Annotated in this window: 23 protein-coding genes and 1 other annotated feature; of the genes, 13 read left to right on the top strand and 10 right to left on the bottom strand. The window is 46.6% G+C overall.

Annotation, left to right across the window (positions count from 1 at the left end):
- Nucleotides 1–44: 44 nt before the first annotated feature.
- The 11 genes from M2374_RS04725 to ugd all read left to right on the top strand — a co-directional run bounded on the left by M2374_RS04725 (nucleotide 45) and on the right by ugd (nucleotide 14330).
- Nucleotides 45–803 (top strand): glycosyltransferase family 2 protein, encoded by a 759-nt coding sequence (locus M2374_RS04725; RefSeq protein WP_249418300.1) that lies wholly within the window; start codon nucleotides 45–47, stop codon nucleotides 801–803.
- A gap of 234 nt (nucleotides 804–1037) precedes the next feature.
- Nucleotides 1038–2291: an oligosaccharide flippase family protein gene (locus M2374_RS04720; protein WP_249418301.1), complete on the top strand. Its 1254-nt coding sequence runs from the start codon at nucleotides 1038–1040 to the stop codon at nucleotides 2289–2291.
- Complete coding sequence (gene wzy / locus M2374_RS04715) at nucleotides 2281–3639, top strand: O-antigen polysaccharide polymerase Wzy (protein WP_275943216.1); 1359 nt, start codon at nucleotides 2281–2283, stop codon at nucleotides 3637–3639. The genes M2374_RS04720 and wzy overlap by 11 nt, the downstream gene beginning before the upstream one ends.
- On the top strand, nucleotides 3636–4493 hold the full coding sequence (locus M2374_RS04710; RefSeq protein ID WP_181688984.1) for a glycosyltransferase family 2 protein: 858 nt from the start codon (nucleotides 3636–3638) through the stop codon (nucleotides 4491–4493). Before wzy ends, M2374_RS04710 begins: the two co-directional genes overlap by 4 nt.
- Nucleotides 4493–5524 (top strand): glycosyltransferase family 4 protein, encoded by a 1032-nt coding sequence (locus M2374_RS04705; protein ID WP_181688985.1) that lies wholly within the window; start codon nucleotides 4493–4495, stop codon nucleotides 5522–5524. The genes M2374_RS04710 and M2374_RS04705 overlap by 1 nt, the downstream gene beginning before the upstream one ends.
- The gene (locus M2374_RS04700; RefSeq protein ID WP_249418302.1) at nucleotides 5514–6650 is read left to right on the top strand and encodes a glycosyltransferase; all 1137 of its coding nucleotides are present in this window, start codon (nucleotides 5514–5516) and stop codon (nucleotides 6648–6650) included. Before M2374_RS04705 ends, M2374_RS04700 begins: the two co-directional genes overlap by 11 nt.
- Nucleotides 6651–6679: 29 nt before the next feature.
- A complete protein-coding gene (gene galE, locus M2374_RS04695; protein WP_181688987.1) occupies nucleotides 6680–7687 on the top strand; it encodes a UDP-glucose 4-epimerase GalE in 1008 nt (335 codons plus the stop codon).
- Between the two features lie 878 nt (nucleotides 7688–8565).
- On the top strand, nucleotides 8566–9990 hold the full coding sequence (cpsB, locus tag M2374_RS04690; RefSeq protein ID WP_181689122.1) for a mannose-1-phosphate guanyltransferase: 1425 nt from the start codon (nucleotides 8566–8568) through the stop codon (nucleotides 9988–9990).
- Nucleotides 9991–10008: 18 nt separating this feature from the next.
- Nucleotides 10009–11379, top strand: a complete 1371-nt coding sequence (cpsG, locus tag M2374_RS04685; RefSeq protein WP_181688988.1) for a colanic acid biosynthesis phosphomannomutase CpsG — start codon at nucleotides 10009–10011, stop codon at nucleotides 11377–11379.
- A gap of 171 nt (nucleotides 11380–11550) precedes the next feature.
- A complete protein-coding gene (gene gndA / locus M2374_RS04680; protein WP_181624460.1) occupies nucleotides 11551–12957 on the top strand; it encodes an NADP-dependent phosphogluconate dehydrogenase in 1407 nt (468 codons plus the stop codon).
- Between the two features lie 206 nt (nucleotides 12958–13163).
- Nucleotides 13164–14330 carry a UDP-glucose 6-dehydrogenase gene (gene ugd / locus M2374_RS04675; protein WP_146716967.1) on the top strand — a complete coding sequence of 389 codons (1167 nt, stop codon included), beginning with the start codon at nucleotides 13164–13166 and terminating at the stop codon, nucleotides 14328–14330.
- Between the two features lie 62 nt (nucleotides 14331–14392).
- On the opposite strand, the gene M2374_RS04670 is transcribed toward ugd, so the two are convergent.
- Complete coding sequence (locus M2374_RS04670) at nucleotides 14393–15397, bottom strand: NAD-dependent epimerase (protein ID WP_181688989.1); 1005 nt, start codon at nucleotides 15395–15397, stop codon at nucleotides 14393–14395.
- Nucleotides 15398–15748: 351 nt separating this feature from the next.
- Here M2374_RS04670 and wzzB point away from each other — a divergent pair, with 351 nt between their 5' ends.
- Nucleotides 15749–16732, top strand: coding sequence for an LPS O-antigen chain length determinant protein WzzB (gene wzzB / locus M2374_RS04665; RefSeq protein WP_259153975.1), 984 nt, complete (start codon nucleotides 15749–15751; stop codon nucleotides 16730–16732).
- 65 nt (nucleotides 16733–16797) lie between these two features.
- On the opposite strand, the gene hisIE is transcribed toward wzzB, so the two are convergent.
- The 9 genes from hisIE to hisL form a co-directional block, all read right to left on the bottom strand.
- Nucleotides 16798–17409, bottom strand: coding sequence for a bifunctional phosphoribosyl-AMP cyclohydrolase/phosphoribosyl-ATP diphosphatase HisIE (gene hisIE, locus M2374_RS04660; RefSeq protein ID WP_137362966.1), 612 nt, complete (start codon nucleotides 17407–17409; stop codon nucleotides 16798–16800).
- Nucleotides 17403–18179 carry an imidazole glycerol phosphate synthase subunit HisF gene (hisF, locus tag M2374_RS04655; RefSeq protein ID WP_181688991.1) on the bottom strand — a complete coding sequence of 259 codons (777 nt, stop codon included), beginning with the start codon at nucleotides 18177–18179 and terminating at the stop codon, nucleotides 17403–17405. The genes hisIE and hisF overlap by 7 nt, the downstream gene beginning before the upstream one ends.
- Nucleotides 18161–18898 (bottom strand): 1-(5-phosphoribosyl)-5-[(5-phosphoribosylamino)methylideneamino]imidazole-4-carboxamide isomerase, encoded by a 738-nt coding sequence (hisA, locus tag M2374_RS04650; RefSeq protein ID WP_181688992.1) that lies wholly within the window; start codon nucleotides 18896–18898, stop codon nucleotides 18161–18163. Before hisA ends, hisF begins: the two co-directional genes overlap by 19 nt.
- Nucleotides 18898–19488 carry an imidazole glycerol phosphate synthase subunit HisH gene (gene hisH, locus M2374_RS04645; RefSeq protein ID WP_117343300.1) on the bottom strand — a complete coding sequence of 197 codons (591 nt, stop codon included), beginning with the start codon at nucleotides 19486–19488 and terminating at the stop codon, nucleotides 18898–18900. Before hisH ends, hisA begins: the two co-directional genes overlap by 1 nt.
- Entirely contained in the window at nucleotides 19488–20555 is a 1068-nt protein-coding gene (hisB, locus tag M2374_RS04640) for a bifunctional histidinol-phosphatase/imidazoleglycerol-phosphate dehydratase HisB (protein ID WP_135911840.1), read from the bottom strand. The genes hisH and hisB overlap by 1 nt, the downstream gene beginning before the upstream one ends.
- On the bottom strand, nucleotides 20552–21631 hold the full coding sequence (hisC, locus tag M2374_RS04635; RefSeq protein ID WP_181688993.1) for a histidinol-phosphate transaminase: 1080 nt from the start codon (nucleotides 21629–21631) through the stop codon (nucleotides 20552–20554). Before hisC ends, hisB begins: the two co-directional genes overlap by 4 nt.
- Nucleotides 21628–22932 (bottom strand): histidinol dehydrogenase, encoded by a 1305-nt coding sequence (hisD, locus tag M2374_RS04630; RefSeq protein ID WP_115258136.1) that lies wholly within the window; start codon nucleotides 22930–22932, stop codon nucleotides 21628–21630. Before hisD ends, hisC begins: the two co-directional genes overlap by 4 nt.
- A 127-nt stretch (nucleotides 22933–23059) precedes the next feature.
- Nucleotides 23060–23959: an ATP phosphoribosyltransferase gene (gene hisG, locus M2374_RS04625; RefSeq protein ID WP_096756624.1), complete on the bottom strand. Its 900-nt coding sequence runs from the start codon at nucleotides 23957–23959 to the stop codon at nucleotides 23060–23062.
- A gap of 47 nt (nucleotides 23960–24006) precedes the next feature.
- Nucleotides 24007–24129 (bottom strand) — a sequence feature (His leader region).
- On the bottom strand, nucleotides 24105–24152 hold the full coding sequence (gene hisL, locus M2374_RS04620; protein ID WP_100250077.1) for a his operon leader peptide: 48 nt from the start codon (nucleotides 24150–24152) through the stop codon (nucleotides 24105–24107). (Overlaps the previous feature by 25 nt.)
- Nucleotides 24153–24327: 175 nt before the next feature.
- Here hisL and M2374_RS04615 point away from each other — a divergent pair, with 175 nt between their 5' ends.
- Nucleotides 24328–25152 carry an SDR family oxidoreductase gene (locus M2374_RS04615; RefSeq protein WP_181688994.1) on the top strand — a complete coding sequence of 275 codons (825 nt, stop codon included), beginning with the start codon at nucleotides 24328–24330 and terminating at the stop codon, nucleotides 25150–25152.
- Nucleotides 25153–25185 lie beyond the last annotated feature (33 nt).

Genomic DNA, 25185 nt, shown 5'->3' with positions numbered 1-25185 from the left:
GCTAGCTTGTGTAAAATCGATCTTGAAACAAAAAGTTGAATTCAATGAAGATGGAAAGTGAAAAAGTCTCGGTTATCATGCCCGTTTACAATGGGAAATCTACAGTTGTACAATCGATTGATTCTATATTGAATCAGACTTACAAAAATATAAGACTATATGTCATTGATGATTGTAGTACTGATGGGACTCTAAATCTATTAGAAAGTCTCTATTCAACAAATAGCAGGGTTGTAATATGTAAGAATAACAAAAATAAGGGTGTTGCAAAAACTCGGAATGTTGGGATTGAAAAATCTCAGGGGGAATATATAGCATTTTGTGACTCTGATGATTTATGGAGCAAGACGAAACTAGAGAAACAATTAGATATACTCAATACAGGTGACATTGATGTTGTTTGTGCCAATTATAGCACTATTGATATAAAGGGCGGAGAGATAGCTAAAGTCAACGCTCCGGAATTTATTACTTATAAAATGATGCTAGGAAAAAATTATATCGGGAATCTAACTGGTGTTTATAATGCAAAGAAACTAGGAAAGTTTTATCAAAAGAGTGTTGGGCATGAGGACTTCTTAATGTGGCTGGAAATATTAAGAGAAACTAATCATGCCAAATGCATACAAGAATATCTTGCACAATATAGAGTTTCAAGGGAATCATTATCATCTAATAAGTTAGTTGCTGCACGATGGACGTGGGATATCTATAGGAAACAATTAAAATTATCGATATTTCCTTCATTGTATTTTTTCTCTCAATATGCTTTTTGGGGGCTATTGAAAAAATTTTTAAATTAATTGTTTGAATCTTAATATATCTTGAAATGTATTATCGAATGATTTTTTTCATTATTTATGTAGCGGGATGTATAACAAGCTATAAGCAGAGCATCAGCAATGAATTATGGGATCAAAATGCAATGTTATTAATAATCGCTTAGAACATAAGATTACTTTAATATATCTAGAAGTGAAAAAGTTGGTAGGTTTGTAATTAATTATATTCTGGAATTAAAAACGCAGGATAAAAAATTGTCTAGTTTTTCCAATAAAAAGAAAATGATCAAAGATGTCTTCTTGGGTCTATATATATTGCAATTATTTAACTATATTGCTCCTGTAATCATTATTCCTATAATTATTAGCCACATTGGATTGGACAAATATGGTGAGCTAATATACATTACTGCTATATATCAAGTGGTTTCATTATTTGTTGATTTTGGATTTACTTATACATCGCCAGTGACTGCTGCTCGATATCGCAATAATAAAGAAGAATTACATATATATCATACAACAATAATATTTCTGAAGAGTTTGTTGTTTATTGTCGCTTTGGTTACAGTAAGTTTATTATCGTTGTTGGCTTTTATACAGTCCTCACCTGTTTATATCTTTGCAGTATTTTTATGTGCGATAGGAAATGTATTTACTCCATTATGGCTTTTTCAGGGATTAGGTGACTTTAAATTTCTCTCATCCTGTCAAATAATCACACGTGTATTATTGTTTTTCTCGCTTTTAATTTATTTAATATGTGACGGAAAGAATTTATTAATAATCAGTCTGTTGCAAAATGGGAATTTGCTACTCTGTTATTTTTATGTCAGAAAAAGAACGTTTCCGATCAATGTTAGACAGCTTGAACTCAAACAATGTCTTTCTGAAATTAAGCGCGCAGGAAACGTTTTTGTCGGTGTGTTAGGAACAATTAGCTATGGTAGTTTAATACCTATATTAATTGGGAACTATAGCGGACATGTCAATTTGGGTATTTATTCAATAGTACAGAAACTCACTGCTGCTTGCCAAAGTTTAATTGTTCCTGTATCTCAATACATGCTCTCAGAGGTTTCGAAGCAACATACAACAAGCGAAAGTGAATTCACTTCAAAAATTAAGCAAAGTCTGGTGATTCATTTAATAATAAGTTCAGTGGCTTGTGTTTGTTATCTTCTATTTGGACAGTTTACAGCCCGGGTGATTGGTAATGTGGACGTTTCATTTACAATAATTGCGTTATCTTCCGTAATAACGATATTCTCATCCCTTAATAATGTACTTGGCGTGCAGTTTTTAATACCAACTGATAACGTCAGGTTGCTTAGAACCGCTAACATTATGTCCGGTATCATTGTTGGCTCAGTGTCATGGTTTATGATTAATCATTACAATGTGCTTGGTGGCGTGACATTGAATCTTCTGGGTGAGCTATTGGTGTTTATATTTTTAGCCTGCGTTGCGAAACGAAAATGGAAAGGAGACAGCAACAGTGCAATTTAAGCGAACACCACTCTTAGTTATGTATGTTAGTCTTTTGGTGATACTTGCCATTTCTTTTTTTGTTGACGATAATGTGACTAGATCGACTTATATTTTAGTTGTTGCTACTATAACAGTCTTCATTTTATCTTTTTTATGTAATAAAATCACTTCCCCTGCCAGTCTCCTAATTATATCTTCGTTTGTTTTTTTAGGATGTAGACCTTTCTTGTCAGTTTTTGCTAACTATGATTTTCGTATTGCGGATTGGTTTATCACTGGATACATGGACGACAATGTTGCATATGCTAATTATGCCATCTCACTAATGTATTTCGGATATAGTATAGCATTAGTTGTTAGTAAGAATACTCGTACCAGTCATGTCTCTGAGCGGAGGGGCGGATATTCTGCGCCATCATTAAAGTTTCTGTTTATACTTTTCATTCTTGGTTCAGTAGGAATGGTTTTGAAGGGGCTTTATTTCTTCTACTATATAGAATCAAATAGTTATGTTGGCATTTATCAGAGTAATATAAGTGTACCGGTTGGCTATAATTTCCTTACTAGCCTGTTCTACTGCTCTTTCTTCCTGATTTGCGCATTCTTTAATAATTTCAGAGTCAGTAAAATCTTTCTTCTGGTGGCGGTTGTTATAGCTGCATTTAGTTCGCTAAAGGGAAGTAGGGGGGAATTTATAACATTTTTGCTGACAGTATTCTGCATTTATTACAGCGAAATTCAAATTAGAAATACAAAGCTCATTACAAAGATGCTGATTGTTTTCTTGATGGTTTTCGCTTTGAGTGAGTTCATTTCTATGTGGCGGTCTGGTGGTAGTTTTATCACCTTGCTGGAAGGAAATAACCCAATAATGGATTTTTTATATGGAATGGGTGTGTCCTACATCACTGTTTTCCAGAGTGTAAAACTTCACATGGTTAATAGCATATCCGATATTTCATATTTATTTAGTCAGATTATTATAACGGTGACATCTGTTCTTGGAATTGGGGTGGATCTGCCCTCAATAAGTTATAGTCATCTGGCCTCCGCCACAGCTAATCCAGTACTATACAGTGAAGGATTTGGGTTAGGTGGTAGCTATCTTTCTGAATCATTGTTAGCAATGGGGCTTATTGGTTGCCTAATCATACCTTTACTTGTACTACTTCTATTAAATAGTTCTGAAAAATATACAAAAGAAAACCCACTGATATACTTCATTTATTTCAGTATTTTACCACCAATATTATTCATTCCCAGGGAAACATTACTATACTTTTTCCCATACTTACTGAAAAGTATATTTGTTGCATTCTTTATAGTTTTATACTCAAATTACAAAACACAGAGTGTCAGGGTATGATCGAAAAAAATGTCAGTGTAATAATACCTAGTTATAACCGTGCCCATTTATTGTGTAAAATTTTGCCAGGGTACTTTCAGGCAGAAGTACAGGAAGTTATTGTTATCAATGATTGCTCGACTGATAATACTCATGATGTTTTATTGGAAATGCAATGTAAATTCCCAAATTTGATTGTGCTTGAAAACGACACAAACAAAAAACAAACTTTTTCAAAGAACCGCGGATTAGATATTGCGAAAGGGGAATACATATTCTTTGGTGATGATGACTCATTTTTGCAGTCGGGAACAATTGCAAGAATGATAGACACAAAGAAAAAAATGAACGCAGATATTGTCGGCGCTAGAATTCTTTACATGAATAATAACGAGACTGAGTTTGCACAATGTATTGCGCGGCATAAACGCGAAGGCAGATTTGTAAGTGACATAAGTAAAATGGAATTTAGCTTTACTGCTGAATTAGAAAACCCAGTAGAGTGTTTTTATGCTCAAGCACTTATACTTGTTAGGCGCGAACTTATTGGCAGTTTACGTTTTAGCGAAATTTATACCGGAAATTGCTATCGAGAAGAAACCGATTTTATGTTTAGTTTGTATCTGCAAAAATATAAGTTTGTTTATGACCCCCAGGCGCTATTAATTAATTTACCTCCACAACAGGCTACTGGCGGAGCAAGAACGGCTAACAAACTTAGGTATCATTATGAGAGTGTAATAAATAATTATCGATTCTTAAAGAAATTTAATCGACAAATTAATGAAGTAACCAGCGATCACCACACGTTATTGTATAGGCAGATTCATTTTATTTACTCAAAGTTATCCTCGTTCGCAAGGAAAGTTTTTTAATGATTATTTATATAGCTGCATTTAATGGCGATGGTGGCCAGGGAGGAGTGGAACGAGTAGTTTCACAACAAAAGAAGGTGTTGCAGAAGTTAAATCATACAGTAATTCTTGCTGATAAAAATTATTTTTTTTTGACTCGAGTTGTGGCCAATAAAAAAATTCTGATCTTACTTTATCCTCTCTTAGTATCATTTTATTTCATTTTTAAAAAGCTCTCAAGTCAAAAATTTATCGTAATATCGCATGGATATTCATCGCCATTTTACAGTAATGATCTGTTAATAGCACATGGAAATATGAAATGTTACTCTCAGACAATAATGAAAAAAAATCTTCGATTATTATCTGGATGCGGGCTCATAGCATTCTATGAAAGATGTGCCGGAAGATTTTCGAAAAAAATCTGGGCTGTATCCAAGAGAGTAAAAAGAGAATGGAAAGAATATTATGCCGTAGAGACTAGTAAAATCGATGTGGTGAGAAATTATATTAATTTAAATAAATTTACCGAAGATGAAGTGGCTGTCCAGCGGTACATTACCTTTGTAGGACGACTTGAAAAAGGAAAAGGCATTGCCGAACTCATTGAGATCTGCAGTGCACACCCTGGATTGCAGTTTAATTTGGTGTCGAGTATCCCTGCACCAGATGAGTTAAGTGTTTTAAACAACGTTAAATTTAGCATCGGCGTTCCTTATGAGTCGATGCCACAGGTCTTTAAAGAGGCTAAATTATTAATTCTGCCTTCAATGTATGAGGGTTTTGAGCTGGTTACAGTTGAAGCATTATGTTGTGGCACTCCTGTGGTAGGATACGATGTTGGGGCGATAAGTGAACTGTATTCAGATATGCATCCAGGGGTTTTTATGGTTGAAAACAAAAACGAACTTATTTCTATGATTGGCCATGTTATGAATCTGCCGGATGTTGATTATTTGAAATTGAGGCGAGATATTTACGAGCAACGAACTATATTCTCTGAAAATCACTATGAAGAAATAATGAAAAAGGCTTTTGAAAATGAGTGTTGAAAAATTCTGCCTGATATCGATAAATTCTTTTAATGAATTAACAGGTGGCGGATTATACTTGCGTACGCTGGTTGCCTTTCTCAAAAAACAAAATTTAGAGCTTACACTTATCGATAAAAAAAATACAGTGATAAACTTCACCCCTACCTTTAAGGAACATTTCTCTTTTTCAAAAGGCCGTATACAAGATGTAATTTCAAGACTTTTTCTTTTGCCATCGTTTTATATGGTGTATCTCTTTTCTATTATTCGGATATGCCGTTTAAATGATATTATTGGATTGCACAATTCACGGCTTGGTATAATCTGTTGTTTATTAAAATTTCTGTTCCCAAAAAAGAAATTTATTTTGTTTACTGATAACTTTGAATATCATCTCCTACAGCAAAAAAAGACAACCATAGGCACGGTTTTTGAAAGAATTCTTGTAAAGCTGAACGAAAAACTTGGCCTGCAGTTTGCGGATCTTGTAACATATATTACTGAGCATGACAAGCAAGAGATTGAGCGCTTTTATCGATTGAAAAAATTAAAGAGCTTAATTATACCTGTGGTTTTTGAAAAGCAACAGAATAATGGTTTCGAGTCGGTGGAGTTCTTAGCTAAACTCGAATTATTAAAATGTGATCCTAGACGTAAATTCATTTTTACCGCATCATTTGATTTTTTTCCAAATGTGCAAGCTGCCAAAATAGTATTGGAAACAGCTACAAATAACAGGAACTTCATTTTTGTACTTGCTGGACGAAAATTGTCTTCATTAGGGCTTAAAGTGCCTGACAATATTTATCTGTTTGAAGATTTAACTAGTGCGGAAATGTCATCCCTTTTATCTTCTTGTGATATTTTCTATTCTCCATTGACCTTGGGAAGTGGAATGAAAACGAAGGTTGCTGAGGCTATATCTTACGGACTACATATTTATGGTAGCAGGCACACGATGATCGGATATGAGGATATAATAGAGAATAGTGAGTGTGTATCATTAATCAACAATGTTGCTGAGCCTTTACCAAATCATGTCACTCAAAATGTTTTTGATAAAGCAATCATCCGGTTGATACACAAAAAATATTACTCGTCCGAGCGATTTATTGGAAATGAACTGAAGATTTTATCTGCCTAGCACATTTATATTTTTCACAAGGAGGCCACATGAATGTTTTAGTTACAGGTGGTGCAGGTTATATTGGATCGCATACAGTTGTTGAATTGTTAGACACTGGCTATTCAGTTATTGTTTTGGATGACTTTAGCAATTCTTCTCCGAAGTGCTTGGAGCAAATTAAGAACATTACTAATAAAAATTTTTTGCATGTTGTCGGTGACGTTGGTAACGAGCCAATACTTGATGCTATATTTAAAAATGAAAACATTGATGCGGTAATCCATTTTGCTGGATTTAAATCAGTTTCAGAATCACAACATCAACCAATCAAATATTATAAAAATAATGTCTGTGCTACTCTAACTTTGTTAGAAAAAATGAAGCAATTCGATGTGCGTAAGTTTATATTTAGTTCTTCCGCAACCGTTTATGGCCAACCTGAAAGTGTGCCATTATCAGAAAACTCCAAAATTGGTGGTACAACAAATCCCTACGGAACCTCAAAATTATTTGTGGAGAACATTTTAGAAGACTTAAATCATACTAAAGACTTTGACATAGTTTGCCTACGTTATTTTAATCCAGTCGGCGCTCATTCTAGCGGGTTGATTGGTGAATGCCCAGTAGGTGTTCCAAACAATCTAGTCCCTTTTTTACTGGATGTTGCGAGCGGCGTCCGCGAGGAGTTACATATATTTGGCTATGATTATCCTACACATGATGGCACTGGTGTCAGAGATTATATACATGTAGTAGACCTTGCTAAAGGTCATTTAGCTGCTATTGATTACTTGTCCACGAATCCTGGCTATCATGTTTTCAATTTAGGTACAGGGATAGGATATTCAGTGCTGGATCTCATTACTACCTTCGAAAAACAAACTGGAATAAAAATTAATAAAGTTTTCTCAGACAGGCGACAAGGTGATATTGCTTCATGCTGGGCTGACGCTGAAAAGGCAAATAAGCTATTAAATTGGAAGGCTGAAAAAGATCTCCCCGCAATGTTACATGACTCATGGAATTGGAAACAAAAGTTCCCACACGGGTTCTAAGATGTATGATTTATCCCAAAGTATTTTATTTATGTAATGATAGTATTTTTCTCCTTAATTTTTGGTTCCATTACCCAGTGAATAGTTTTTATTTCTAAGAGTCTATCCTAATAGGAACTTTGACCAGATAGTAAATACATATAAAAATCATAATTTCCTCAAGGATATTATTGAAATTATTTTAAAGAGTAACTCAGGTCCAATAAGTTAAAATAGCTACTATCTTGCACGTTACTGTAGGTGGATTATAATCGCTTAGTGATTTATATATTACTATTGGTGATAATGAAGTTAAAACTAATCAGCAAAGGTACTGATACAGGTTGCCAATTTTTCTATCGAGCGGAAAATTGATTTATCGCGTATTTATTAGTGGCGTGAAATTGATGAAAAATGATTTATTCAGTATCTTGTTTTCCTTGAAAAGTTTTTCTGGGTTAATAAAATAATTTAATTTTATATTCAAAGGAAAGGAAAGGTTTTTTGATAGTCGTAAATGCAGTTGATTGCTACAGTAATATACCTGTATATCTATAGTCGATGATGTTAATGAAGTTACGAAAATGTATGTTAGTATATGTCGCGTGGGGCTTGTTGAGGTTTTTTAATATAATATTCCTGAGTGATGGCTTTAGTAAATCCTGCAATAATTCACTCGTCGGTTTCGAAGGCATTAGTTCAAAGAAGGCATACAGATAATGATTGCTACCACCATGTATGACTGTAAACGGCAGTTAATAGATTGGCTAACGTTCAAGATTATTACTCAGTTTTCGCTAACTATACATGTGAGTTTGCTATGTCGAGTTTCTCCAGGAAATTACGGCTATCAACATTTATGAGCACTAAAAAAGACGAGTTTTATGCGAAAAAATAATATGATTTTACCAATCATTATGGCCGGCGGAACCGGTAGCCGTTTATGGCCACTCTCTCGTGTTCTCTTTCCAAAGCAGTTCCTTCGCCTGGATGGAGAGTTAACGATGTTACAGGCGACAATTCATCGCCTGAAAGGCATTGACTGCGATAACCCTGTGGTGATTTGCAATGAACAACACCGCTTCATAGTCGCTGAACAATTGCGTCAGATGGATAAACTGACGAAAAATATTATTCTGGAGCCGGTTGGTCGCAACACTGCTCCGGCGATTGCGTTGGCGGCGTTAGCAGCAACTCGGACTGAGCCTGACGTTCACGCCCTGATGCTGGTTTTACCTGCCGACCACGTTATTCAGGACGAAGAAGCCTTTCGTGCTGCAGTGCGCAAAGCTTTACCTCATGCGCAGAATGGAAAGCTGGTCACCTTCGGCATTGTTCCAAATAAACCTGAAACGGGTTATGGCTACATTCGCCGAGGTGATGCCAGTAGCGGTGTTGATACTACTGGTGCATTCAAAGTCGCTCAGTTTGTTGAGAAGCCAAATATGGAAACGGCTGAAACATACGTGGCTAGTGGCGAATACTACTGGAACAGCGGTATGTTTTTATTCCGCGCCGATCGCTATATAGAAGAATTACAGAAGTTCCGTCCCGATATCTTAGCCGCGTGCGAAAAAGCTATGAGCGTTGTTGATCCAGATCTTGATTTTATTCGGGTTGATGAAGAAGCGTTTATGGCTTGTCCTGATGAATCAATTGATTACGCAGTGATGGAACTAACTTCAGACGCTGTAGTTGTACCTATGGATGCTGGCTGGAGCGATGTAGGTTCCTGGTCCTCTTTGTGGGATATCAGTCGCAAGTCGCCGGAAGGAAATGTGGTTACTGGTGATGTACTTTCTCATAACACTGAAAACAGTTTTCTGTATTCCGAATCAGGCTTGTTGGCTACCGTCGGCGTGAAGGATTTGGTTGTGGTTCTGACTAAAGATGCGGTGCTGATTGCCGATCGTAACTCTGTTCAGGATGTCAAAAAAATTGTCGAATCCATTAAGACCGATGGCCGGCATGAACATCATACCCACCGCGAAGTATATCGTCCTTGGGGGAAGTACGATTCCATCGATACCGGTGAACGTTACCAAGTGAAACGGCTGACGGTTAAACCTGGCGAAGGGATCTCTTTGCAGATGCATCATCACCGCGCTGAGCATTGGATAATCGTTGCGGGAACTGCACAGGTTATGGTTAATGACAAAATTCGGTTGTTGGGCGAAAATGAGTCCGTTTACGTTCCCGTTGGTGCGAAACACTGTCTTGAAAATCCTGGAAAGATCCCGCTTGAATTGATTGAAGTTCGCTCAGGTTCTTATCTTGAAGAGGACGATATTGTGCGTTTGGCAGACCGGTATGGTCGAGCTTGAGAGTAGCATAAGGTCATTATGGAAAAGTTAACCTGTTTTAAAGCCTACGATATCCGTGGCCGTTTGGGCGATGAACTTAACGAAGACATCGCCTGGCGTATTGGCCGGGCCTATGGCGAATACCTGAAACCGAAAACCATCGTCCTTGGCGGCGACGTGCGTCTCACCAGTGAAGCGCTGAAGATGGCACTGGCGAAGGGCCTGCGCGACGCGGGCGTTGATGTGCTGGATATCGGACTCTCCGGTACGGAAGAGATTTATTTCGCCACCTTCCACCTCGGCGTGGACGGCGGTATTGAAGTGACCGCCAGTCACAACCCAATGGATTACAACGGCATGAAGCTCGTACGCGAAGGTGCTCGCCCAATAAGCGGCGATACCGGGCTGCGTGATGTTCAGCGTCTGGCGGAAACCAATGACTTCCCTGTGGTGGAGGCGTCGCAGCGCGGTGGTTATCAGAAAATCGACCTGCGCGAGGCGTATCTCGACCATCTGCTTGGCTACATCGACGTGAAAAATCTCAGACCGTTGAAGTTGGTTATCAACTCCGGTAACGGTGCGGCAGGCCCGGTGGTGGATGCGCTGGAAGCGCGCTTTAAGGTGTTGAACATACCGGTAACCTTCATTAAAGTACACAACACCCCTGACGGTAATTTCCCGAACGGTATTCCAAACCCGTTGCTGCCGGAGTGCCGGGCCGACACCCGCAATGCGGTCATTGAACACTGTGCCGACATGGGGATTGCCTTCGACGGCGATTTCGACCGCTGCTTCCTGTTCGATGAAACCGGGCAGTTCATCGAGGGCTACTACATCGTCGGCCTGCTGGCGGAGGCGTTCCTCAAGCGCAACCCGGGGGCGAAAATTATTCATGACCCGCGTTTATCGTGGAACACCGTGGACGTGGTGAGCGCCGCAGGCGGCACGCCGGTGATGTCGAAAACCGGCCATGCCTTCATCAAGGAGCGCATGCGTCAGGAAGATGCAATTTACGGTGGCGAGATGAGCGCCCATCACTACTTCCGCGATTTTGCTTACTGCGACAGCGGGATGATTCCGTGGCTGCTGGTGACCGAACTGCTGTGCCTGCGCGGTAAAACGCTGGGTGAGCTGGTGTGCGACCGCATGGCAGCCTTTCCGGCAAGCGGCGAAATCAACAGCAAGCTTGCCGAACCGGCGACGGCCATCGCCCGGGTGGCAGAACACTTTGCCAGCCATGCGTTGGAGGTCGACAACACCGATGGTATCAGCATGGCCTGGGCCGACTGGCGCTTTAACCTGCGCTCGTCGAATACCGAGCCGGTGGTGCGTCTGAACGTGGAATCACGCGGTAACCCGGCGCTGATGGAAGCGCGCACCAAAGAAATACTTGAGCTGTTGCGAAAATAGAAATCTATGGGTTCCTGTTCAGGAAAGATTCTTTTTGCCCGCGTAATTTTCCAATCAGTGTGGCATAGTGCAGCAAATGCTATTCATCCCATCTATTCCTGAGTTAACATCTACACCACATTTCAAGCCGCGCATACGTCGCGCGGTGACCACACCTGACAGGAGTATGTAATGTCCAAGCAACAGATCGGCGTCGTCGGTATGGCAGTGATGGGGCGCAACCTGGCGCTCAACATAGAAAGCCGTGGTTATACCGTCTCTATCTTCAACCGCTCCCGCGAAAAAACTGAAGAAGTTGTTGCCGAGAACCCGGGTAAGAAACTGGTTCCTTATTACACGGTGAAAGAGTTCGTCGAGTCTCTTGAAACCCCGCGTCGTATCCTGTTAATGGTGAAAGCGGGCGCAGGCACCGACGCTGCCATCGATTCCCTGAAGCCGTACCTGGATAAAGGCGACATCATCATTGATGGCGGTAATACCTTCTTCCAGGACACTATCCGTCGTAATCGTGAACTGTCTGCGCAAGGCTTTAACTTTATCGGTACTGGTGTTTCCGGTGGTGAAGAGGGCGCGCTGAAAGGGCCTTCTATCATGCCTGGTGGTCAGAAAGAAGCGTACGAGCTGGTTGCGCCGATTCTGACGAAGATCGCTGCTGTCGCCGAAGACGGTGAGCCGTGCGTAACGTACATCGGTGCGGACGGTGCGGGTCACTACGTGAAGATGGTTCACAACGGTATCGAATATGGCGATATGCAGCTGATTGCTGAAGCCTACTCCTTGCTGAAAGGTGGTTTGAACCTGTCGAATGAAGAGCTGGCAAGCACTTTCACCGAATGGAACAATGGTGAACTGAGCAGCTATCTGATCGACATCACCAAAGACATCTTCACCAAAAAAGATGAAGAAGGTAAATACCTGGTTGACGTCATTTTGGATGAAGCGGCGAACAAAGGCACCGGTAAATGGACTAGCCAGAGCTCTCTGGATCTCGGAGAGCCGCTGTCGCTGATCACTGAATCCGTATTTGCGCGTTATATCTCCTCTCTGAAAGAGCAGCGTGTTGCAGCTTCTAAAGTCCTGACCGGACCTAAAGCTCAGCTTGCGGGCGACAAAACCGAATTTATCGAGAAAGTGCGTCGTGCACTGTATCTGGGTAAAATTGTGTCTTACGCCCAGGGCTTCTCTCAGCTGCGTGCCGCTTCTGACGAACACAACTGGGATCTGAACTACGGTGAGATTGCCAAGATCTTCCGTGCCGGCTGCATCATTCGTGCGCAGTTCCTGCAGAAGATCACCGATGCTTACGCTAAAAATTCCGGTATCGCTAACCTGCTGCTTGATCCGTACTTCAAGAACATTGCTGATGAATATCAGCAGGCGCTGCGTGATGTGGTGGCGTATGCCGTGCAGAACGGTATTCCGGTTCCGACCTTCTCCGCGGCGGTTGCCTATTACGACAGCTATCGTGCAGAAGTTCTGCCTGCTAACCTGATCCAGGCGCAGCGTGACTACTTCGGTGCGCACACCTATAAGCGCACAGATAAAGAAGGCGTGTTCCATACGGAATGGCTGGATTAATCTGATTTAGCCCTAACGAAAATGCAGGCCCGGAGCACTCCTCCGGGCTTTTTTATGGGCAAAAAACGGCATTCGGTCAGGTCTGATAGGCGTAGCTGTGCTAAATCACGATATAATGCAACTATGCTGATCCGATACGACAACGTTGGGTCTAACGATGGTGAGTTGTTCACTCTTTAATGTTTAACCAGAAGAAGTTAGAGCTAATGAAAATAACGATTTCAGGTACAGGTTATGTGGGGCTATCGAACGGTATTCTGATTGCCCAGCACCACGAGGTGGTTGCGCTGGATATTGTGCAATCCAAAGTGGACATGCTGAATCAGAAACAGTCACCGATTGCTGATAAAGAAATTGAAGAGTATCTGGCCACAAAAGATCTCAACTTCCGCGCAACCACCGACAAGCAAGAGGCTTATCGCAATGCTGACTACGTCATTATTGCCACGCCAACCGATTACGATCCTAAAACCAACTACTTCAATACGTCCAGCGTGGAGTCAGTCATCCGTGATGTACTGGAAATAAATCCGCAGGCGGTAATGATTATAAAATCAACTATTCCGGTTGGTTTTACCCAGTCGATTAAAGAACGTCTTGGCACGGAAAATATTATTTTCTCACCGGAGTTCCTGCGGGAAGGGAAGGCGCTTTATGACAATCTTCATCCTTCACGTATTGTGATTGGTGAACGTTCCGCGCGTGCTGAACGATTTGCTGCCTTGTTGCAGGAAGGTGCCATCAAGCAAGACATTCCCACATTATTTACCGACTCAACCGAAGCAGAAGCCATTAAACTGTTTGCCAATACCTATCTTGCCATGCGCGTGGCGTACTTTAACGAGCTTGACAGTTATGCTGAGAGCTTAGGTCTCGATACCCGCCAAATCATTGAAGGCGTCTGTCTGGATCCGCGTATTGGCAATCACTATAACAACCCCTCATTTGGTTATGGCGGCTATTGCCTGCCGAAAGACACCAAACAGTTGCTGGCAAACTACCAGTCGGTTCCCAATAATCTTATCTCTGCCATTGTGGATGCCAACCGCACGCGCAAAGACTTTATTGCCGACTCCATCCTTGCACGCAAGCCGAAGGTGGTGGGGGTTTATCGCTTAATTATGAAAAGTGGTTCTGATAACTTCCGCGCATCGTCCATTCAGGGGATCATGAAGCGGATTAAAGCCAAAGGCGTGCCGGTGATTATTTTTGAACCGGTAATGAAAGAGGATGAATTTTTCCATTCGCGGGTGGTACGTGATTTAGATGTGTTTAAAAATGAAGCGGACATTATCATTTCTAACCGTATGACGCCGGAACTAAGTGATGTCGCCGATAAGGTGTACACCCGCGATCTGTTTGGTAATGACTAATCTATATCGCGAATAAAAGAGGCCATTTAAAAGGCCTCTTTTATATTTCAGAACGAATGAATTTATACCGCATAGAAATCGCGATACCAGCCTACAAAGTTTTTCACACCATCTTTAACGGTTGTTTCGGGTTTAAAACCAGTCACGTCGTATAGTGCTTGAGAATCTGCGCTGGTTTCCAGCACGTCTCCGGGTTGCAGTGGCAGCATATTTTTAGTGGCTTCAATACCTAGCGCTTCTTCCAGTGCTTTGATGTAATCCATCAACTCGACCGGGGCACTATTGCCAATATTGTAGACGCGATAGGGGGCAATACTGGTAGCCGGAGTACCGGTTTCAACGGTCCATTGTGCATCGGTCTGCGGAATAATGTCCTGCAGGCGAACAATCGCCTCGGCGATATCATCAATATAGGTAAAGTCACGCTTCATTTTACCAAAGTTATAGACGTCGATGCTTTTCCCTTCCAGCATCGCTTTGGTGAACTTAAACAGCGCCATATCCGGGCGACCCCACGGGCCGTACACGGTGAAGAAACGCAAACCCGTGGTCGGTAGTCCATACAAATGTGAATAGGTATGCGCCATCAACTCGTTGGCTTTTTTGGTTGCCGCATATAAGGACACGGGGTGATCAACGGAATCATCTGTGGCAAACGGCATCTTGCGGTTCAGGCCGTAAACCGAACTGGAGGAGGCATAGAGCAGGTGTTGGATTTGGTTATGTCGACACCCTTCCAGTACGTTCAAAAAGCCTGTCAGATTGGAGTCTGCGTAAGCATGTGGATTGTCGATTGAGTATCGAACGCCCGCCTGTGCGGCGAGATGGATTACGCGATCAAAGCGCTCGTCCGCGAAGAGTGCCGCCATGCTTTCCCGGTCAGCTAAATCAAGCTTATGAAAATGGAATCCGGGGTGTACCAGCAACGCCAGGCGCGCCTGCTTAAGGCTGACATCGTAGTAATCGTTGAGATTATCCATACCGACCACCTGGTGGCCAGCGTCCAGTAAGCGTTTACAAACGTGGAAGCCGATAAAACCGGCGGCACCCGTAACCAGGTATTTCATTTTTGTACCTCTTTCTGGCTTTATAGTTGCCAGGCGCCATCAGGCGCCAGAAAGGGAGAATCATACCGTTTGACGATAAAAAAGATAATCGTTATGTGTTATTACCCTGTTCGGTTTTTCTGGTTACGTCATTTTTATTCACAACGTGAATTGATAGGATGGCATGAATAGTCGCACCAGTCAGATTTTCATTGTTGACTGCTATGATTGCCCGGCTAACTTTTTAAGTAGTGATTAAAATACCAATCAATATCACTTAAATAATCTGTATTTTTTATCAGTAATCCTATGGCATTACCTGAATTTATGGCTAAACTATTGGCGTTAAGTCTTTCCTCATTTAGGGTAATTATGTCTGTCGGTGATAACAACGTATCCGGGCGCAGTAACGATCCGGAACAGATTGATTTAATTGATTTAGTGATGCAGTTGTGGCGCGGAAAAATGACGATTGTTGTCTGTGTTGTTGTTGCTATCCTCCTTGCGGTGGGTTATCTGACGGTGGCCAAAGAGAAATGGACCTCGACGGCGATTGTGACTCAGCCTGATGTAGGTCAGCTAGCCAGCTACAATAATGCCATGAGTGTATTGTTTGGCGACAATGCGCCCAAAGTCACCGATGTGCAGACGGGGTTTATTGGTCGTTTTAGCTCAGCATTCTCTGCATTAGCGGAAACGCTGGATAACCAGGATATGCCGGAAAAACTGACTATTGATGCGGCGGTGAAAGGTCAGACATTACCATTAAAGGTTTCCTACACCAGCCGTACTGCTGAGGAAGCACAAAAAACGCTGGCGCAATATATTCAGCAGGTCGATGAAAGTGTGGCAAAGGAGTTGAATGCTGACCTGTCCATGAGCGTGAAAAACCGAGTCGCAGATTTGCAAAAGTCGCTCGAAGCGCAAGAAACGGTGGCGGAGGAGCAAAAAGCATTGCGCATTGCGCAGATGATTCAGGCGCTCAAGGTGGCGGAACAGTCCAACATTAAGTTGCCGCAGGTCCAGCAGGCCGATCAGGTTTCTCAGGACACCATGTTTATGCTGGGCAGTGAGGCGCTTTCTTCCATGGTGAAGAACGAAGCGACTCGCCCGTTAACGTTCTCTGACCAATACTATCAGACGCGTCAAAATCTGCTGTCTGTTCAGGCGTTGAAAGTGGAACCGGAAAGTGTGCACGCCTACCGCTATGTAATGAAACCGACCTTACCGATTCGTCGCGACAGCCCGAAGAAATCCATTACGCTGGTACTGGCGGTACTGCTCGGGGGAATGATTGGCGCGGGCGTGGTGCTGGGGCGCAATGCGTTACGGGGCTACAAAGCAAAAGCGCAGTAAGTCAGTATGACGCAGAGCTAAAAAACAAAAAACCGGGTATCGCCCGGTTTTTTTACGCCCGAAGTTTACTGATGCCGCTGACGCAAATTCTCTATTACCGTGGTCAGATCGAGATCCTGATCCTGTAGCAGTACCAGCAGGTGATACATCAGATCGGATGCCTCATTGGTCAGTTCGAAACGGTCATGTACCGTTGCGGCCAGCGCGGTCTCCACGCCTTCTTCACCGACTTTCTGGGCGATGCGTTTGGTGCCGCTGGCATACAGCTTAGCCGTGTAGGAACTCTCCGGGTCTGCCGTTTTACGCTCAGCCAGCAATTGCTCAAGCTGATACAGGAACAGCCACTGGTGGCTAGCCTCGCCAAAACAGCTGCTGGTCCCTTTATGGCAGGTGGGCCCAATCGGGTTCACCAGCACCAGCAACGTGTCGTTATCGCAATCGGGCGTAATGCTGACCACATTGAGGAAGTTGCCGGAGGTTTCGCCCTTGGTCCACAGGCGCTGTTTGGTGCGCGAGAAAAAGGTCACTTTGCCGCTTTCAAGCGTTTTGTCCAGTGCTTCAAGGTTCATATAACCCAGCATCAATACTTCGCCGGAGACCGCATGCTGTACGACAACCGGCATCAGTCCGTCGGTTTTTTCCCAGTCCAGTTCGCGGCATTGTTGCTTCGTTAACATATCCTGATCTCCACGCCCTGCGTTGCCAGGTACGTTTTTAATTCACCAATATTAATAATCTGCTTGTGGAACACTGAAGCGGCGAGCGCGCCATCGACATCCGCATCCTGGAAGGCAGCATGGAAGTGTTCCATGGTTCCTGCGCCGCCGGAGGCGATCAGCGGAACGTGGCATACTTCACGTACTTTTTTCAGCTGCTCGAGATCGTAGCCGTTACGCACGCCGTCCTGGTTCATCATATTGAGGACGATTTCACCTGCGCCGAGTTTTTGCACCTCTTGAACCCAGTCGAGGGTTTCCCACTGGGTGACGCGGGTACGGCTTTCATCGCCGGTGTATTGATTAACGTGATACTTCCCGGTTTCGGCGTCATGCCAGGTATCGATCCCAACCACGATGCACTGTACGCCAAAGCGTTCGGCCAGGCGGGTAATCAGCGACGGGTCAGCCAGCGCAGGTGAGTTGACTGAAATTTTATCAGCGCCGAAAGTCAGTATTTTCGCAGCATCGTCCACTGACTTAATCCCGCCCGCCACGCAGAACGGGATGTCGATCACTTCCGCTACGCGCGATACCCAGCTCTTATCGACTACACGTCCATCGCTGGAGGCGGTGATATCGTAGAACACCAGCTCATCTGCGCCCTCGTCGGCATAGCGTTTCGCCAGCGGGACGATGTCACCGATGACCTCGTGATTACGAAACTGGACGCCTTTCACTACCTGACCATCGCGAACGTCCAGACACGGAATTATGCGTTTTGCCAGCATTGAATGGCCTCCTCAACGGTGAATTTTCCTTCCAGCAGCGCGCGTCCGACGATCACGCCTCGAACTCCGGTCCCGCGCAGGGCCGCTACGTCCTCGATTCCGCCAATGCCGCCAGATGACTGAAATGCCAACTGCGGGTATTTGGCGCACACTTCTTCATACAGCGCGACGTTTGAGCCGGCCAGCGTGCCGTCGCGTGAGATATCGGTGCACAGCACGTGCTTCAGGCCGACGGGTAAATAGGTCTCAACCAGTTCTTCCAGTGAAACCCCGGAATCTTCCTGCCAGCCACTGACCGCAACCTGTTTATTACCGTGCTCGTCAATACGAACGTCCAGCGCCAACACCAGCGCATCCGCACCGAAACGCTCGAACCAGCCTTTGACGACTTCAGGTGATTTTACCGCCGTCGAGCCAACCACAACGCGCGCCACGCCGGCTGCCAGCAGGGCCGCAACGTCCTCTTCTGTGCGCACACCGCCGCCAACCTGCACCGGTACGTTGACACCGGCGACCAGCGTTTTAATCAGCGGGATCTGACGCTTGAGCGGATCTTTCGCGCCGGTTAAATCTACCAGGTGCAGAACCTGTGCACCTTGTGCGGCGTAATCCTGCAAGCGCGGCAGGGGATTGTTGCCGTAATCACGCTGGGTGGTGTAATCGCCCTGGTGGAGACGCACAACTGTGCCGTCGATTAAATCTAATGCCGGAATAATCATCACATCTCCAGAAAATTTTTCAGCAACAGCGCCCCAGCGGCACCCGAGCGCTCAGGGTGAAACTGTACGCCGAAGAAATTGTCTTTTTGTACCGCTGCAGTGAACGGTTCACCGTAATGGCACTGGGCAATGGTCGAGGGATTGACCGGCATTGCGTAGCTGTGAACAAAATAAAAATACGCGCCATCGTCAATGCCGCGGAACAGGCGATTTCCCGCCTGCGGATACACCCGGTTCCAGCCCATATGCGGCAGTGGCAGGCCAAAGTCAGTCATCTTAGGTACGTCTTGCTCAATAATACCCAGCATATCGACTCCATTGCTCTCTGCACTGCGCCGACCGAGCAGTTGCATACCCAAACAAATCCCCAGAACCGGTTGGGTACAGGCTTTGATCAGCTCAATCAGTTCGCGTTCACGTAGCTGATCCATCGCCGCCTGCGCGGTCCCGACGCCGGGCAGAAAAAGCTTATCGGCGCGCAGTACCACATCGGCGTCGCGGCTGACGATGGGGTCATAACCGTGACGCGCCACGGCAGATTTCACCGAGTTGAGGTTGGCGCATCCGGTGTCGAGGATCACCACGTTCATCACAGCACTCCTTTTGAGGAGGGAAGGGTATCGCCCTCAACGCGAATCGCCTGGCGCAGCGTGCGGCCAAAGGCCTTGAACAGGCTTTCCACACGGTGGTGATCGTTTTTACCCTTGGTCTTCAGGTGCAGCGTCACGCCCATGGTGTAAGAGAGCGAACGGAAAAAGTGCTCGATCATCTCGGTGCTCAGATCGCCAACGCGCTGATAGGTGAATTCAGCCCGGTATTCCAGGTGCGGACGTCCGGAGATATCCAGCGCGCAGCGGGCCAGGCATTCGTCCATTGGCAGCACAAACCCGAAGCGGTTGATGCCACGCTTGTCACCCAACGCCAGTTTTAACGCTTCGCCCAGCGCCAGACCGGTATCTTCTACGGTGTGGTGATCGTCAATATACAAGTCGCCCTTGACGGTGATTTCCATGCGAAAACCGCCGTGGGTCGAGATTTGATCAAGCATGTGGTCAAAGAAGCCGACGCCGGTATTAATTTTGCTGCGGCCCTCGCGGTCCAGCCACACTTTGACGTCAATCTGCGTTTCTTTGGTATTACGCTCAACGTGGGCGTAGCGGTCGCGTTTGGTCAGCTGTTCGCTAATCATCGACCAGTTCAGGGTGTCACGGTGGTAGCGTAACCCGCCGATTCCCATGTTTTCAGCCAGCTGAATGTCGGTTGCGCGGTCGCCAATCACGTAGCTGTTCGCGGTATCCAGCGCCTGTTCAGCCAGATACTGTTCGACCAGCTTCACTTTTGGTTTACGGCAGTCGCATTCGTCTGCTGGCAGGTGCGGGCAGATCAGCACCTCATCAAACACCACGCCCTGCGAGGTGAAAATCTGCATCATCAGGTTATGCGGCCCGTCAAACTCAGCCTGCGGGAAGCTTTGCGTTCCCAGTCCATCCTGGTTGGTGATCATCACCAGTTTATAACCGGCATTTTGCAGCTTGAGCAGGGCAGGGACAACCTCCGGCTCAAAGGCCAGTTTGTCAAAGCGATCAACCTGAAAGTCACTTGGCGGTTCTGAAATCAGGGTTCCATCACGGTCAATAAAAAGATACTTCTGGCTCATACTTGCTCCGCACGTAAAGCGTCAATGACGCGCTGGCTTTCTTCACGGGTGCCGATGGTGATCCGCAGGCAGCCGCTTAATGAAGGTTGTTTGTTCTGGTCTCGTAAGATAATGCCCTGATCCCACAAAGATTTAAACACAGAACTGGAAGCGGTAAAGCGGGCCAGAATATAGTTGGTTTCAGAGGTGAAAACCTGCTCCACGCAGGGGATCGTGTTCAGGGCATCCACCAGGTACTGACGCTCTTGTAGGATCTGCGCTACGCGTTCACGCATGGCGGCAATGCCTTGTGGCGTCAGCGCCTGGGCGGCGATATCGGCTACTGGCGTCGACAGCGGATAGGGGGCGATCACTTTCAACAGCAGGTTAATCACCTCTTCATTGGCCAGCGTAAATCCGCAGCGCAACCCTGCCAGCGCAAACGCCTTGGAAAGGGTACGCAGAACCACCAGGTGTGGATATTCCGTTAACCAGCCGGCCAGCGTCGCCTGCGGACAGAACTCAATGTACGCTTCATCGGCGACCACAATGGCTTTACCTTGGGTCATTTCAAGCAGCGAGCGTAGATCTTGTGGGTTAATCAACTGGCCGGTCGGATTGTTTGGGCTGCAAACGTAAACCACCTTCACGCCATTAAGCTTGTCGGCAATGCCCTGGAGATCGAGCTGCCAGTCGGCAAGCGTAGGCACGGTGCGGCATTCCACGCCGATGGTCTCAGCGCTGACGCTGTACATGCCGTAGGTCGGCGGGCAGTAAAGAATGGCATCCTGGCCGGGTTCACAAAACGCGCGTACCAACAGTTCGATACCTTCATCTGCCCCTCGGCTAACCAACACCTGCTCCGGTTTAACGCCCGCGTACTGTGCGTAATTCTCAATCACCGCTTTTGGCTGACATTCCGGGTAACGGTTAAGCGTCTGCTGGCTGAGCTGAAACTCAACGGCCGTCGGGAACTCGTTGGCATTCAGCCAGACGTCGCCATTACCGCCCAAACGACGGGCAGACTGATAGGGCGTCAGTTCGCGGACATTTTTACGGGCTAAATCGGTGACGCTAAGAATGTTGTCAGTGCTCATGCTTGCTCCTTGAGGGCGTTAACACGCAGGGTGACGGCATTTTTGTGGGCGGTCAGTCGCTCCGCGGCGGCCAGCGTTTCGATGGTTGAGGCGAGAGCTGAGAAACCTTGTGGCGACAGTTCCTGGACGGTCATCCGCTTTTGGAAGTCTGCCAGCCCGAGGCTTGAACAGGTCGCGGTGTAACCGTAGGTCGGTAGCACGTGGTTTGTCCCTGAGGCATAATCACCGGCGGATTCCGGTGACCAGTCACCGAGAAACACGGAGCCGGCGCTGGTGATGTCATCGACCAGTTCACGGGCGTTACGGGTCTGAATGATCAGATGCTCTGGGCCGTACTGGTTAGAAATGGCGATGCACTGCGCCAGATCCCGGGTCACAATCAGACGGCTGGCGCTCAGCGCCTGACGCGCTGTTTCCGCGCGTGGTAGTTCAGCAAGCTGGCGTTCAACGGCGTCAGCCACGCGGCGGGCTATCCCGGCATCTGGCGTCAGCAGGATCACCTGAGAGTCCGGGCCGTGCTCGGCCTGCGAGAGCAGATCGGAGGCGACGAAATCCGGGGTCGCGCCGCTGTCGGCAATCACCAGGACTTCGGAAGGTCCGGCCGGCATATCAATGGCCGCACCGTCCAGACGCTGGCTTACCTGGCGCTTGGCCTCAGTTACCCAGGCATTACCGGGGCCAAAAATTTTGTCGACTTTGGGTACCGATTCGCTACCGAAGGCCAGAGCGGCAATTGCCTGGGCGCCACCGACGTTAAACACTTCTTGCACACCGCACAGCTGCGCCGCATACAAAATTTCGTCGGCGATAGGCGGTGGCGAGCACAGCACAACGCGTTGGCAACCGGCAATACGGGCTGGAGTGGCGAGCATTAATACCGTAGAGAAGAGTGGGGCCGATCCCCCCGGAATATACAAACCGACGGAGCTGACCGGACGGGTCACCTGCTGGCAGCGCACGCCGGGCTGCGTTTCAATATCTACCGCGGGCAGTTTTTGCGCGTTGTGAAACGTTTCAATATTTTTCACCGCGACCGCCATCGCCTGCTTGAGGTCCTCACTCAGACGCGCGCTGGCGGCAGAAATCTCTTCGGCACTGACTTTCAGCGCGCTGACGGTGGTTTTATCAAATTTGGCGCTGTATTCGCGCAGCGCCGCATCACCGCGTGATTTGACGTTATCCAGAATGTCGCTGACGGTACGGGTGATGCTGTCCGAGGCAGAGATTGCCGGGCGCATCAGCAATTCGCGTTGCTGTTCGATGCTGCAGGTATTCCAGTCAATCAGGGTATTGAAGCTCATGGTCGTTACTCCATTATCGGGTGTTGCCGGATGGCGGTGCTGCCTTATCCGGCCTACAAGACCCGTAATATCAATGATTGTGACAATTCTTGTAGGCCTGATAAGCGAAGCGCCATCAGGCATCAGATCACTCCATCATCTTCTCAATTGGCAGCACCAGAATCGAACTGGCACCGAGCGCTTTCAGTTTTTCCATGGTTTCCCAGAACAGGGTTTCGCTGCTGACCATGTGCATGGCCACGCGCTGCTGATCGCCTGCCAGTGGCAGAATAGTTGGACGCTCTGCGCCTGGCAGCAGGGCGATGACCTCGTCCAGACGTTCGGTTGGGGCGTGCATCATGATGTACTTGGATTCGCGGGCCTGAATCACGCCCTGAATGCGGGTCAGTAATTTATCGATCAGCTGCTGCTTGGCTTCCGCCATCTCGCCGTCGCGCTGGATCAGGCAGGCTTTGGAGCGGTAAATCACTTCGACTTCACGCAGGCCGTTGGCTTCCAGCGTGGCGCCGGTTGAGACCAGATCGCAAATCGCATCGGCCAGGCCCGCACGCGGGGCAACTTCTACTGAGCCGTTTAGCAGGCAGGATTTAAACGTGACACCTTTCTGATCGAGATAACGTTTCAGCAGGTGCGGGTAGGAAGTGGCAACACGTTTACCGTTCAGCGAAGCCGGGCCGTCCCAGGCTTCGTCAGCCGGGGTGGCTAACGAGAGGCGACAGCCACCGAAGTCGAGACGACGCAGCGTAAAGTAGCGCGGATCTTCGCCCTGCGCCCGGCGGTTGAGCAACTCTTCTTCTAAAACGTTTTCACCAATGATGCCGAGGTCAACCACGCCGTCCATCACCAGACCCGGAATATCGTCATCACGCACGCGGAGAATATCAATCGGCATGTTCTCTGCCATCGCAATCAGGCGCTGGGTGTGAAGATTAATTTTAATGCCACAGCGGGCCAGTAATTCGCGTGAATCATCGCTTAAGCGGCCTGATTTCTGCATAGCTATGCGTAAACGGGTATTGTCTAACATTCTTTTGTCCTCGTTATCCTGTCTGAATCGGTCTGGGTCACGCACCAAAAAAAAAGCCCCCGGAAGAATTCTTCCGGGGGCTTTCTCATGCGCTCATGCACCACTGGAAGAGTTAAATGTCTCCCAGCACACATCGCCTGAAAGACTAGTCAGGATGATGGTGATGATGGTGTTTAAATTGAGCGCGTGTCATAAAATTTTCTCGATGAATGTTTATTCATTTGATGTCTTTTAACCTAAACCACTTTAGTCACCGAAAGCAAGGGCTTTTTTTGATCATTAATTCATTTCATATTGATACTATGAATTGTCAGCCACCGTGGGCTGGCGTAGCCTTGGGTAACAGGCCACAAGTCAGGAGAGAAGGCATGAAAAAGGTCGCAATTGTCGGGTTAGGTTGGTTAGGCATGCCGTTAGCCATGTCGCTGGCGGCGCGAGGCTGGCAGGTCACCGGCAGCAAAACCACGCTGGATGGGGTGGAAGCGGCCCGTATGAGCGGTATCGAAAGCTACTCGCTGCGCCTTGAACCTGAGCTGGTGTGCGCGTCAGACGATCTCGATGCGCTGATGGATGTCGATGTGCTGGTCATCACGCTGCCCGCCCGCCGTAGCGGTCCGGGTGAAGATTTTTATCTGCAGGCGATGCAGGAGTTGGTCGACAGTGCGCTGGCATACCGCATTCCACGGATTATTTTTACCAGCTCGACGTCGGTGTATGGTGACGTACAGGGAGCCGTGAAGGAAGGCTCGCCGCGCAATCCGGTGACGGCAAGCGGTCGTGTGCTGAAAGAACTTGAGGACTGGTTGCATAACCTGCCGGGGACCTCAGTAGACATTGTGCGCCTCGCCGGGTTGGTTGGACCGGGCAGACACCCAGGGCGTTTTTTCGCCGGTAAAACGGCACCGGATGGACAGCATGGCGTCAATCTGGTGCATCTGGATGATGTCGTGTCTGCAATCACCCTGCTGCTCCAGGCACCGAAAGGAGGACACATCTATAATATATGTGCGCCTATGCATCCGGCGCGTAATGTGTTCTATCCCCAGATGGCGCGTTTGCTGGGGCTGGAACCGCCGGAATTCCGGGACGGTGTGGATAACGGTAAAGGTAAAGTCATTGACGGCAACCGAATTTGCAATGAACTTGGGTTTGAGTACCAGTATCCCGACCCGCTGGTGATGCCGATGGAGTGACAGACCAGCAGCGTGCCGTCATATACCGCCAGG

Origin of the sequence: Citrobacter sp. JUb117, assembly GCF_024809055.1 — a bacterium.
GTDB classification, from domain to species: Bacteria; Pseudomonadota; Gammaproteobacteria; order Enterobacterales; family Enterobacteriaceae; genus Citrobacter; species Citrobacter gillenii.
This window is presented reverse-complemented; position numbering and strand designations above follow the sequence as displayed.